The following is a 12641-nucleotide window of genomic DNA, read 5'->3' as shown; positions in this document are numbered from 1 at the left end:
CCCCCTGGGAATCTCAAGATGGTACGTACTCCGGGGACAGAAGGAACTGGAGTACGAACATTGCCGCAGGCAGCTAATCGCTCCCCGCGGCTCTACCACAAGCCCTTTCCCCGGTCTGTGACATACCGGGGACACTACAGGGTAAGAATCAAAGCTTCTCCACGGGGGCGTAACGGAGCAGAAGCCGCTTCGGCTTCTCGCCGCCGAAGTCGATCGTCGCCTCGGCCCGGTCGCCGCTGCCCTGGACCGACACCACCGTGCCCATGCCGAAGCTGTCGTGCGTCACCCGGTCCCCGGCAGAAAGCGCCACCACCGGCCGGTCCTTCATGCGGCCCGTGGCGAACCCGCCGGCCCCCCGCCGCTCCCGCGCCGCGGGAGCGGCGGCCGCGCCCTGCGGCGGCGCCTGGCCCGCGCCGCCCGTGCGGCGCCACTCCACGTGTACGTCGGGGATCTCCTCAAGGAAGCGGGACGGCGGATTGTGCTGGGGCTGCCCCCACGCGCTGCGCAGCGCGGACCGCGTCACGTACAGCCGCTGCCGCGCGCGGGTGATCCCCACATACGCGAGCCGCCGTTCCTCCTCCAGTTCCTTCGTCTTGCCGAGCGAGCGCATGTGCGGGAAGACGCCGTCCTCCATGCCGCTCAGGAACACCACGGGGAATTCGAGGCCCTTCGCGGTGTGCAACGTCATCAGCGTGACCACACCGTCACCCTCGTCGTCCGGGATCTCGTCGGAATCCGCGACGAGCGCGACCTGTTCGAGAAAGTCCGCGAGCGTTCCGGGGTCGTCCTCCTCCCGCTGCTGCTCGAACTCCAGCGCGACGGCGGCCAGTTCCTGGAGGTTTTCGACGCGGGTCTCGTCCTGCGGATCGGTCGACGCCTGCAGCTCCGCCAGATACCCGGTCCGCTCCAGCACCGCCTCCAGCACGGTCGCGGGCCCCGCACCCGACTCCACGACGGTGCGCAGCTCCTCAAGCAGCGTGTTGAACCGCTTGACCGCGTTCGCCGAACGCGCCGCCATCCCGTACGCCTCGTCCACGCGGCGCAGCGCCCGCGCGAAGGAGATCCGCTCGCGCAGCGCCAGCGCCTCGATCATCGCCTCGGCGCGGTCGCCGATGCCGCGCTTGGGCACGTTGAGGATGCGGCGCAGCGGAACGGTGTCCTCGGGATTGGCGAGCACCCGCAGGTAGGCGAGCACGTCCCGGACCTCGCGGCGCTCGTAGAAGCGGACGCCGCCGACCACCTTGTAGGGCAGGCCGACGCGGATGAAGATCTCCTCGAAGACACGGGACTGGGCGTTGGTCCGGTAGAAGACGGCGATGTCGCCGGCGCGGGCGTCCCCCGCGTCGGAGAGGCGGTCGATCTCCTCCGCGACGAACTGCGCCTCGTCGTGCTCGGTGTCCGCGACGTAGCCGACGATGCGGGCGCCGGCGCCCTCGTTCGTCCACAGATTCTTCTTGCGGCGGCCCTCGTTGCGCTCGATGACGGCGTTGGCGGCGGAGAGGATCGTCTGCGTGGAGCGGTAGTTCTGTTCGAGCAGCAGCGTCGTCGCGTCCGGGTAGTCCTGCTCGAACTGGAGGATGTTGCGGATCGTCGCGCCGCGGAACGCGTAGATCGACTGGTCGGCGTCGCCGACGACGCACAGCTCCGCCGGCTCCCGCTCGCCCACCAGCAGCCGGATCAGCGTGTACTGGGCGATGTTGGTGTCCTGGTACTCGTCGACCAGCACGTGCCGGAAACGGCGCCGGTAGTGCTCGGCGACGTCGGGGAACGCGTCGAGCAGATGCACCGTGGTCATGATGATGTCGTCGAAGTCCAGCGCGTTGGCCTCGCGCAGCCGGGCCTGGTACAGCGTGTACGCCTCGGCGACGGTCCGCTCGTAGGGCTCGCTCGCCCGCGCGGCGAAGTCCTCCGAATCGATCAGCTCGTTCTTCAGGTTGGAGACCTTGGCGCTGAACGACTTCGGCGGGAACCGCTTCGGGTCCAGGTCCAGATCGCGGCAGACCAGGGCCATCAGCCGCCTGGCATCGGCCGCGTCGTAGATCGAGAAGCTGGAGGTGAAGCCGAGCAGCTTGCTCTCGCGGCGCAGGATGCGGACGCAGGCGCTGTGGAACGTCATCACCCACATCGCGTTCGCGCGCGGGCCGATCAGCTCGCCGACGCGCTCCTTCATCTCGCCCGCGGCCTTGTTGGTGAACGTGATCGCCAGGATCTGGCCCGGGTGCACCGAACGGGCGGCGAGCAGGTGCGCGATGCGGTGCGTGAGCACCCGGGTCTTGCCCGAGCCCGCGCCCGCCACGATCAGCAGCGGCGCGCCACTGTGCGTGACGGCGGCGCGCTGCTCCTCGTTCAGCCCGGCCAGCAGCTCGGCCGGGTCCGTCACGGGCTTGCGGGCGCCGTTGCGGTAGAAGGCGTCCTCGTCGGCGGCCTTCGGCTCCGCGAACGTGCCCGCGAAAAGGTCGTCCGGCACCTCTTCGCGCACCTCTTGGGCGAAGTCGTGCTCGGATGGCGGCTCCTCGTCTTCAGGCCCGGAAGGGCCGAGGTCCGCCAGCGCGTTGTCATCGAAAAGGCCGCTCATCGCTGACCGAGTCTAGGCCGTGCCCAGGCGGACGCCCGGGCCCGATGCTCCCCGCGCCCCCGCGCGGTCGGCGGAAGCCGGGCGGCGCACGGCCGCCGCCCCCTCGGCTATCGTGAAAGGCATGACATCCGAGCCGCGGCCGCACGCGAAGCTGCGTGCCTCGTACGAGGACCGGGAAGCCGTCGCGGAGCGGCTGCGGGAAGCGGCGGGTGAGGGGCGGCTCGACCTCGAAGAGCTGGAGGAGCGCCTGGAGAAGGCGCTCACCGCCAAGACCTACGGCGACCTCGAACCGCTGATCGCCGACCTCCCCGCCCAGCCAGGACTGGCCCGGAGCCTCGGCTCCGCGCCGCCCGCTCCCGACGGCCGGCCGCTGGTACTCAAGGGCGGCATCCACGGCGCGAACCAGGTGGGCCGCTGGCAGGTCCCGCCGAAGGTGATCGCGCGCGGCGGCCTCGGCGGCGTCAAGGTCGACTACTCGCGCGCGGACTGCGCCTGGCCGGAGACCGAGATCGAGGTGCACGGCGACATGGCGGGCATCACGATCATCGTGCCGCCCGGCTGGGAGGTCGACACCAGCGGCGCAGACCCCGGCTTCGGCGGCATCAAGAACAAGACGACGGGCGAACGGCTGCGCGGCGCCCCGGTGCTGCGCCTGACGGGCACGGGCGGTGTGGCGGGCGTGACGGTGCGGCACCCCAACCGCTGGGAGCGCCGCCGCCTGCGCGACAACCCGGCCTGACCCGCGGGCGGGCCGCCCGCCCCGGCGCACGTGACGTCCACCACACCGGAGCACCCGCGGGGCCGCCACCACGGCTTTTGGTCACGAATCGGTTTCGGTCCGATCGCACTTCGCCTTCACAAACACCCCTTCGAGTGGCTACCGTGCAGCGCCAAGTGCCCCGGATCTCCTCAACCGTTCCGGGGGCCTCCCGTTCGTGCAGAGGGAAGGACACGGCCTTGGGTTCCCACCGCAAGCCGCGCCCCGGCATTCTGGAATCCCCCGCGGCCCGCAGGGGCGCCGTCGGCGCAGGTGCCGTGGCCCTCGCCTCGGCCTCGCTGCTCACGCAGTCCGCCGCCTACGCGGACGACGACGACACCCCCGCGATCGAGGAGCAGCGCGAGCGCGCGAACGACGCGCGCCAGCGCGCACTCGACGTGCGCGAGCGGGTCGACGCGCTGTACCGGGAGGCGGGGACCGCCACCCAGCACTACAACGAGGCACGCGAGGCCAGCGAGGCGCAGCAGGAACGGGCGGACGAGCTGATGTCGCAGGCCGCCGAGGCCACCGAGCGCGTCAACGAGGCCCGCCGCACCCTCGGCACGTTCGCCGCCGCCCAGTACCGCACCGGCGGCGGCGGGCTCTCGGACACCGCGGCCCTGCTGCTGGCCCCCGACCCGCGCAGCTTCTTCGCCACGGACCACACGCTCGACCGGCTGAGCGAGGCGCAGAACCAGGCCGTCGACGACTTCACCGACCGCCGCGAGGAGGCCGAGGCGCAGCGCGACGAGGCCACCGACGCCCTGGCGGACCTGGAGGAGCGCGAGACCGAGCTGGCGGACCAGAAGGAGACGGTCCAGGGAAAGCTGGCCGAGGCCCGCGCCCTGATGGACCAGCTGACGGAGGACGAAGCGGCCGAGCTCGCCGAGCTGGAACGGCTGGAGCACGAGGAGGCCGAGCGCCGCGCCGAGCAGGCACGGCGCGAACGCGAGGAGCGCGAGGAAGCCGAGCGCGCCCGGCAGGCACAGGAGGCCCAGGATGCGGCAGAGGCGGAGGCCGAGGAACAGCCGGCCGACCCGGGCACCCCGCCCGCGGACGGCGGCTCGAACGCCTCGCAGGCCCAGGCGGCCATCGCGTTCGCCGAGGCGCAGCTCGGCAAGCCGTACGTGTGGGGCGCGACCGGGCCCAACTCGTTCGACTGCTCAGGGCTGACCCAGGCCGCCTGGCGCGCGGCGGGCGTGGAGATCCCGCGCGTCACCTGGGACCAGGTGAACACCGGCACCCAGGTGTCCCGCGACGCCCTCCAGCCCGGCGACCTGGTCTTCTTCTACGACGACATCAGCCACGTCGGCCTCTACACCGGCGACGGCATGATGATCCACGCCCCGCGGCCGGGGGAAGCCGTCAAGTACGAGTCGATCGACGTGATGCCCTGGCACAGCGCGGTCCGCCCCGGCTGAGCGGGCCGCGCCGCTGCCGCATGGACGGTACCGCTGTTGCCTCCTACCATCTCGGCATGGCATCGGGAGGGGAAAGCGGAGTCGAACTGGCCGAGCTCATACGCCAGTTGCGGCAGGAAATCAAGGCCGCGGCGACAGCGGGCGCGGCACCGGGAGAGAATCTCCGGTTCGAAGTGGGGCCGGTCGAGGTCGAGGTGACCGTCGCGGCCTCACGCGAAGCCGGCGCGAACGGCAAGGTGCGGTTCTGGGTCGTCGACGCGGGCGGCGACAGCAGGTTCGCCCGATCCGCGACCCAACGCGTCACGCTCACGCTGCATCCCAAGGAGGTGGCACCGGACGGCACGACGCGCTCCCCGCTGATCTCCGGGGACGAAGTCGATGGCGAACGGTGAAGCCACCGGACGGCAGGGCACCGGACGGCAGGGCGCCAGGTGGGACGAGCCCGGCCGTATCGCCGAGGTGATCGTCAGCCGCTCGGCGGGCAAAGGCTCCCGGGCCTCCGGCTACCTCGTGGCGGACGGCAAGGTGCTGACCGCGTGCCATCCGCTCGTCGGAGCGTCCGGGGTGCGGGTGCGGTTCAACGCCGACCGGCAGGACGAGGCCGCGTACGAAGCGTCGGTGGGATGGCGGGACGAGGAGACCGATATCGCCGTGCTCGTCTTCGACCCTCCGGCCGCCGCACCCGCGCCGGCCCCCGCCTCGTTCGGCGGTGTCGGCGAGCGGGCCGCCCGAGTCGAGTGCGTGGCCTTCGGCTTTCCGCTCTTCAAGCTCCGCGAGGGGACCTATCGGGACCTGGAGGCCGCGGAGGCCACCTGTGTACCGTTCGCCAATCGACGGGAGGGCACGCTCGCCCTGAAGGTCGCGGGGCCTCCCTCACCGGACGACGACCCGCGCAAGGCAAAGAAACGCACGAACGCGGACGGCACGGACGGCCCGGATGACACGGCCGCCGACCCGTACTCGCCGTGGCAGGGCATGTCGGGGGCGGCGGTCTTCAGCCGCGGGCGGATCATCGGCGTCGTCACCGAACACCATCCCTCCGACGGTCCCGCTCTCGCCGCGGCCAGGATCGACAGTCTCCACGACCGCCTGCCCCCCGGCGAACTGGACCGGCTGCAGCGGCTGCTGGGCTGCGGCAGCCTGCACGCCGGTGACCTGACCGATGTCGGCCTGCCGAAGCTCCCCGCGGGCATCCGCACCCACCGGCAGACGCTCGCACGGGACTCCAACCGAGACAAGTTTCTGACGGGCGACCAGTTCTCCTTCGTCAGCCCAGGCGAACGCCACGAGGCCGAGCCGGACGTTCTCCTGGAGCGGTTGACGGCAGCCGCCGCACCGGGTTCGAGGTCACTGGGGGTGGTGCTCGTAGGCGCCGCGGGGACCGGCAAGACCCGTACGTGTTTCGAGGTGGCGGCCAGGGCGGAGAAGCAAGGCTGGACCGTGCTGCATCTGGCGCCGAAGAATCCCATCACGGCGGAGACCCTGGCCGAGGCCGTGGGCGAGCTGCATGCGCGGAACAGGGACGTCCTGCTCGTACTCGACTACCTCGACAGTTACGAGCACCTCGACCTCTCCGGCTTCGCGGAACAAGTGAACGCGGAGCGCACCTCCCGGGCCGGAGTCGCGTGTGTCGCCGCACTGCGCCCCGGGGCGGTCCAGCGCGCCCAGGACATGAATCAGCTCTCGCTCCTCAAGGAGGTGCAGGTCTCCCAGGAGAGAGGGCACCAGGAAGCCGTCGCTACCCGGATCATCGAAAGCGTCGCCCTGAAGGCCGTGGACGCCTACGGCACCGCGCGGCTCGCCGCCGTCTGCGGGCACCGCCCGGCGCTCACCCTGCTGATCGCGCGGGCCATCGAGTCGCGCCTGCACGACGACGCCGAGGGCGCGCTCGTCCTCTCCGGGCTGCGCGACGAACTCCAGGATCTGTCGTACTGGCTACGGACGCGCACCAAAGAGGACCTCAGTGACTCGCAGACCTCCCTCCTCGCCTCCGCGGTCGCTGCCGCCTCCTGTCAGCAGGAGCAGGAGGCGGTGGAGACGGCCGTCGAGGCCTTCCTCGACCTGCACCAGGACCACGGCTACCTGGACGGCGGAATCGGCACCGTGCAGCAGTTGCTCGGACTGGGCTGGCTCGTCAGCTCCGAGAGCGGCGTTCTCCACGTCATCCACGACTTCGTGGCCGACGAGCTTCTCCGGCAGGCACTGCAGCCGAGCACGGTGCGCCTGAAAGCCGACGCCGCGAAGCGGATGTTCTCCGCGTTCCTCGTCAGCACCAGGACGTTCCGGCTCGCTTCCGCCACCGTGCGACGGTGGTCGGCCGACCTCGAACCGGGTGTGCGGGACAATGTGCGCCGAGTCTGCGAGCAGTGGCTCGCGGACGACAACGGCCTTGCCGAACGGCTGGCGGGCGAGCCCGACCTGGAGGAGGCCAGGCGGGCCCTGCTGACGCTGCTGTCGGGGCCGCCGTGGCAGTCCGCGGTCGTCGCGTCCTGGGACTCCCTGGTGCGGCCCTGGCTCCAGAAGGCCGAGGCCGACGCGCCGCACCTGCCGAGCAGGCTGTTCGAGAACGCGATCCGCAACACCTCCGACGCCGTTCCCGCGCGTCTGGCCTCGGCGGCTCTGGCGTGGCAAGCCGACAACCGCGACCGGCCGGAGGACACCCATCCGGTCCTCGAAGCCCTGCTCCGGGCACCCGGAGTGCAGGCCGGGCACCTGGATCAGGCCGCCGAGGAAGCGATCGAGTGGTTGCGACACCCGTATATGAAGGGCGGCCTCCCCCTCGCCAACGCGCTGATGGCACGCGACGATCTGCGTGAGGACCGCATAGCGCGAGCAGTCGACCGGGCCCTCGGCGTGGTCAGCCGGCGCCTGCCCGCGTCCGCCACCGCCCACGTGCTGCGCGCGCTCCTGCGCCGTGACAACTTCGGCGGCGACGGCCGGGCCGACAGAACGCTTGGGCTCGCGTTCGACTGGCTCAGACGCCATCCCGACGCCGATACGGCCTCCCTCGTTCTCGCCGAGTTGCTCAGGCGGAACGATCTGGACGAGAGCCGGACGAGGGAAATCATCGACCGCTCCGTCAACTGGCTGACCGGCCGGAGCACCTCCCTGGTGTCGTCGTTCGTCCTGAGAAACCTCCTCGAACACGCAGCCCTGCGGGGAAAGCCCGCCGACACCACCGTGGGCCACGCCCGCGCATGGCTTGAGGAGCACGACACCGAGCACGACGCGACGTTCGTACTGGCCCCCCTGCTCGCGCTGGCCCCTGCCGCCCCGGACGGGCAGTACGACGTCGTCGGCCAGGCCCTCGCCTGGCTTGAGAGGCACAGCACTTACGGGGATGCCCACTTCGTGCTGCGGAGGCTGCTGGAGAAGACGGACCTGCCCCGGCCGGCGGCCGAACGCGCCGCGCAGCACGCCATGCGGTGGCTGGACACGGGTCAGCACGGCACGCAGCATCACGCCAAGTCGGTGCTCGGGCCGCTGCTCCAGCGCCGTGGACTGCGGCTCGCCGACAAGCCCTGTGCGGCCGGGGTCCGGTGGCTCGCCGCCCCCGGCAATCTGAGCGGGGAGGACGCGAGCTTCGTACTCCGGCCGCTGCTGGCTCATCCGGAACTCGGCCGCCACGGCGAGGCGGCTGCCCGGCTCGCCGTCACCTGGCTCGGGGACCACGCCGAATCACCGAACACCTCATTCGTGCTCCAGCATCTGCTCCGCCTCGACACTCGCATCGGCCCCGCCGACGGCAGCGACACCGATGTCGTCGACGCCGCGCTCGCCTGGCTCACCACGGGCCCGCGCGGCTCTGCCCCTGAGGCGCGCTTCGTGCTGCAACCCCTGCTCAAGCACCGGGCGGCCGAAGTGCGCGCGGTGCCGCTCGCCCTCGCATGGCTGGAAAAGCCCGGCAACCGCATGAACGACGCGGCGTCGTTCGTGCTCGGCCCGCTGCTGGAGTTCCCCGAGCTGCCGGAGGCGGCCCGGGCCGATGCCCTCCGCCCCGCCCTCGACTGGCTGGACACCCACCACGCCGCCGAGGCCGCACCGTGGATACTGAAAAACCTGCCCCGCTGCCGCGTGTCCGACGAGGGGCTCCGCCGGCGAACCGTGGAGCGGGTACTGGAGTGTGCGGGCCACGGCCATATGGTGCTGGCGAAGGAGACACTCCCCGCCGTGTGCCGGCTGGGGCTCGTGCCGCTCCCCGACCGGACGCGCGCCCTTCTCGTGGACCTCGCGCTCGAAGCGGCTTGCGGCGGGCAGCCGATCAGCGCGCTTGGGCAGAAGGTGCTGCGCGCTCTGCTGGCTCGCACGGATCTCGACCCCGGGCAGGCCCGTGCCGTCACGGCGCGGGCCCTGGTGTGGCTCGACGAGAGAGAGTTCTCGTCGTTCAGCGGGGCCATTCTGGGCCCGCTCCTGGACCCGCGCCTGCCCGCTTCCGGGCAGATCGAGCGAACGGCCGTCGTGGCCATGGCACTCGCCTGGCTGGAGACATACGCCGGGTCCTGGTACGCCGGGCACGTGCTCGCGGCACTGCTCGAAGGGCCAGGGCTGACGCGGCCGCAGACGGCGGACTGCCGCACGAAGGCAGCCGACTGGCTGAGCATGCCGGAGAACGCCGACAGACGCGAGGGCGACGAAGTCGCCGCCCGCCTGGCAGGACTTCTCGGGCGCCGCTAGCACGCCGGGCAGCCGGAACGACCCGGTGAGCCCCGCCCGGCGGGCTTACCAGAGGGTCGCGAGAAAGATGTTGACGACGGTGAGCGCGCCGACCGCTCCGAACACCGGGGTCTCCACGCGCTCGTCGTCCCGCTTGATGTAGACGAGCACGGTGATGACCAGGAGCACCACCAGCTTGACGGCGATCTTGGTGTTATTGACCTCCTGGTCGTCCGCCTGGTTCAGGCCGACCAGCGCCAGGCCCGTCACCAGCATCGTCAGCGCACCGTGCAGCATGCCGGGCGTCATGCGCGCCCCGCCGCCCTTCATGGCCTTCACCTGCCCGAGGAAGCCCCCGAGCAACGCGGCGATCCCGATGATGTGGAGGGCGAGAAAGATGTTGATCAGCGGCTCCATGGGCCGGAGTTTAACTGCCGCACCCGCACGCGGATTTAGGGCCCTCCCAAGGTCTTGACGGGGTCCTGCCACGCACACACCATGCTTGGGAGCGCTCCCATGCCCATGTCCGCACGTACGAAGGATCGAGCCGTGACCCAACGTCCTTCCCACCCCCCACGCGCGTCTCGCCGTGCATCGCGCGGCAGACGCCTCATGGGCGCAGCCCTCGCCACCGGTCTCGCCACCGGTGTCCTCGGCATGACCACCGCCTCCTCCTCGGCCGCCGAGGGCCCCGAGCTGATCGTGAACGGCGACTTCTCCTCGGATTTCATCGACCCGTGGTGGTCGACGCCCAACGCACCGAGCGCGGTCGTGGACGGCCAGTTGTGCGCCGAGGTCGAGGGCGGCACCGTCAACCCCTGGGATGCCATCGTCGGGCAGGACGGCCTCCCCCTCACCGCGGGAGAGTCCTACGAGCTGAGCTACACCGCCACCGCCACCGCGCCGGTCACCAGCCGCACCAACGTGCAGCTGGCCGAGGAGCCGTGGACGCAGGAACTGGCGGCGGCCGACCAGATCTCCCAGGCCCCGGAGACGTTCACGCACGTCTTCACCGCGAGCGCCGACTACGAGGCCGCGCAGCTGGCGTTCCAGATCGGTGGGAGCGACGACCCGTTGACCTTCTGCCTGGACGACGTCTCGCTGACCGGCGGGGCGGAGCCGCCGGTGTACGAGCCGGACACCGGCTCCCCGGTACGGGTCAACCAGGTCGGCTACCTCACCGAGGGCCCGAAGGCCGGCACCTACGTCACGGAGGCGACCGAGGCCCTGCCGTGGACGCTGAACGCGGCGGACGGCACCGAGGTCGCGACCGGCACCACCACGCCGCAGGGCGTGGACCCGACGTCGGAAGAGAACGTCCACACCTTCGACTTCGGTGACGTCACCGAGGCGGGGGACGGCTACACCGTCACCGTCGGCGAGCACGTCAGCGAGCCGTTCGCGATCGGCGACGACCTGTACGCCGACCTGCGCACCGACGCGCTCGCGTACTTCTACCACAACCGCAGCGGCATCGAGATCGACGCCGAGCTGGTCGGTGAGGAGTACGCGCGGCCGGCCGGGCACGTGAACGTGGCGCCCAACCAGGGCGACGACGGCGTGACCTGCTGGGCGACGACCCCGTGCGACTACACCCTGGACGCGGCCGGCGGCTGGTACGACGCGGGCGACCACGGCAAGTACGTCGTCAACGGCGGCATAGCGACCGCGCAGGTGCTGTCCACCTGGGAACGCACCCTGACCGCGGAGGGCGCGGACGGCGAGGCGCTGGGCGACGGCGCGCTGGCCGTTCCCGAGCAGGGCAACGACGTCCCCGACATCCTCGACGAGGCGCGCTGGGAGCTGGACTTCCTCACCGCCATGCAGGTCCCGGCGGGCGAGGAGCTGGCCGGCATGGCGCACCACAAGCTGCACGACGCGGCGTGGACCGGCCTGCCGCTGCTGCCGCACGAGGACTCGCAGGCGCGCGAGCTGCACCCGCCGTCCACCGCGGCGACGCTCAACGTGGCGGCGGCGGCCGCGCAGGGTGCCCGGCTGTTCGAGCCGTACGACGCGGCGTACGCGGCGGAGCTGCTGACCGCGGCGACCACCGCGTACGAGGCGGCCCTGGCCAACCCGGACATGCTGGCCGACCCGAACGACGGCGTGGGCGGCGGCGCGTACAGCGACAACAATGTGACCGACGAGTTCTACTGGGCCGCGGCCGAGCTGTTCATCACGACCGGTGAGGACACCTACCGCCAGGACGTGCTGTCCTCGGAGCTGCACGGCGACGCCGAGGCGGTCTTCCCGCCCGGCGGCTTCAGCTGGGGCTCGACCGCGGCGCTCGGCGCGCTGAACCTGGCCACCACGGACAACGGCCTGACCGACAGCGAGCGCGACGGCGTCCTCGCCATGGTCACGGAGGCCGCCGACGGCCTGGCCGCCACCGCCCAGGACGCGCTGTACGGGGTGCCGCTGGCCGGCACGGAGAACTACGTGTGGGGTTCGAACAGCCAGGTCATGAACAACATGGTGGTCCTGGCGACCGCGCACGACCTGACCGGCGCGGCGGAGTACCGCGACGCGGTGCTCAGCGGCCTCGACTACCTGCTCGGCCGCAACCCGCTGAACCTGTCGTACGTCACCGGCTACGGCGAGCGGGACGTGCACAACCAGCACCACAGGCACTGGGCCAACCAGCTCGACGCCACCCTGCCCAACCCGCCGGCCGGTTCGGTGGCGGGCGGCCCGAACAGCGCGCTCCAGGACCCGATCGCCGAGGACCTGCTCCAGGGCTGCGCCCCGGCGATGTGCTACGTCGACCACATCGAGTCGTTCGCGACCAACGAGGTCACGATCAACTGGAACGCGCCGCTGGCCTGGCTCGCCTCCTACGCCGACGACCTCGGCGCGGGGGCGGGCGGGGACCCGGGCGAGGAGCCCGCGACTTGTGAGGTGACCTACACCTCGCACCGCTGGTCCGCCGGCTTCACCTCGTCCGTGACGGTGGAGAACACCGGTGCGACGCCGATCAGCCCCTGGGAGCTGACCTGGACGTTCGCCGACGACCAGCGGATCACGAACGCGTGGAACGCCGTCGTCACCCAGTCAGGACAGGACGTGCTCGCCCGCCCGGTCAACTGGAACGGCACGGTGCCGCCCGGGGGTTCGGTGAACTTCGGGTTCCAGGGCACCGCATCGGGCCAGGCGGCCGACCCGCAGGCGTTCACGCTGAACGGCGGCGGCTGCACCACCGGCTGACCACCCCCCACACGGCCGTCCCGCCGCCCGC

General features: G+C 71.5%; 7 protein-coding genes. 5 read left to right on the top strand and 2 right to left on the bottom strand.

The annotated features are described in order from the left end of the window. Positions 1-148: 148 nt before the first annotated feature. A complete protein-coding gene (gene pcrA / locus RM779_RS13770; RefSeq protein ID WP_311617959.1) occupies positions 149-2575 on the bottom strand; it encodes a DNA helicase PcrA in 2427 nt (808 codons plus the stop codon). A gap of 121 nt (positions 2576-2696) precedes the next feature. Between pcrA and RM779_RS13765 the strand changes: the two genes are divergently transcribed. From RM779_RS13765 to RM779_RS13750, 4 genes are all read left to right on the top strand, one after another. Further along, a complete protein-coding gene (locus RM779_RS13765) occupies positions 2697-3314 on the top strand; it encodes a DUF1707 SHOCT-like domain-containing protein (RefSeq protein ID WP_311617958.1) in 618 nt (205 codons plus the stop codon). A gap of 218 nt (positions 3315-3532) precedes the next feature. Beyond that, entirely contained in the window at positions 3533-4753 is a 1221-nt protein-coding gene (locus RM779_RS13760) for a C40 family peptidase (protein ID WP_311617957.1), read from the top strand. Between the two features lie 56 nt (positions 4754-4809). Continuing rightward, positions 4810-5145: a trypco2 family protein gene (locus RM779_RS13755; RefSeq protein WP_311617956.1), complete on the top strand. Its 336-nt coding sequence runs from the start codon at positions 4810-4812 to the stop codon at positions 5143-5145. Beyond that, positions 5132-9427, top strand: a complete 4296-nt coding sequence (locus tag RM779_RS13750) for a serine protease (RefSeq protein ID WP_311617955.1) — start codon at positions 5132-5134, stop codon at positions 9425-9427. The genes RM779_RS13755 and RM779_RS13750 overlap by 14 nt, the downstream gene beginning before the upstream one ends. A 45-nt stretch (positions 9428-9472) precedes the next feature. Here RM779_RS13750 and RM779_RS13745 read toward each other — a convergent pair whose 3' ends face one another. Further along, the gene (locus RM779_RS13745) at positions 9473-9823 is read right to left on the bottom strand and encodes a hypothetical protein (protein WP_077059480.1); all 351 of its coding nucleotides are present in this window, start codon (positions 9821-9823) and stop codon (positions 9473-9475) included. Positions 9824-10018: 195 nt separating this feature from the next. Between RM779_RS13745 and RM779_RS13740 the strand changes: the two genes are divergently transcribed. Further along, complete coding sequence (locus RM779_RS13740) at positions 10019-12610, top strand: glycoside hydrolase family 9 protein (RefSeq protein WP_311617954.1); 2592 nt, start codon at positions 10019-10021, stop codon at positions 12608-12610. Positions 12611-12641: the final 31 nt, after the last annotated feature.

Source organism: Streptomyces johnsoniae, from assembly GCF_031845565.1.
GTDB lineage: Bacteria > Actinomycetota > Actinomycetes > Streptomycetales > Streptomycetaceae > Streptomyces > Streptomyces johnsoniae.
Note: the sequence above shows the minus strand (reverse complement) of the source record. Positions and strands in the feature narration are given on the sequence as shown.